A 377-nucleotide genomic window follows, 5' to 3' on the forward strand; every position below is an offset into this window, starting at 1 on the left:
GCATAGTGGTTCACCTGAAGTACGATCCTGGCACGCAGTACCGGCACGATGCCCCCCGGAACATTGCTCGGGGGGGCACTGGCCTACGCGCAGCCCTTCCTTACTCGGCGGGCGTCCGCTTCCAGCCTGTCTGTTCCATCTTCCAGAACATTTTTTCCGCCACGACCCAGGTGCCTGCATCCTTTTCCGGGGCAGAAAGGTCGATGCTACCAAAGGACGCATCGATCTGGGGAGTATGAAAATCTGCCCAATAGAAAAGTCCGTCCCGGCGCAGCAGGGTGCAATCATAGATGATGGAATCATAGCGCGGCGGCCTGGGCCGCAGCTGGAACAGGACGATCTCCTCAAAGCGCAGGTCGATGGTGTTGCGCCCGCCG

The 377-nt window shown here is 59.9% G+C and carries 1 protein-coding gene; it reads right to left on the minus strand.

What is annotated here, in order from left to right:
- Positions 1–100: 100 nt before the first annotated feature.
- The coding region (locus H6B10_RS15625; protein WP_204652378.1) for a hypothetical protein at positions 101–377 on the minus strand (277 nt) is incomplete at its 5' end.

The organism is Gemmiger formicilis (assembly GCF_016901605.1).
Classification (GTDB): Bacteria; Bacillota; Clostridia; order Oscillospirales; family Ruminococcaceae; genus Gemmiger; species Gemmiger formicilis_B.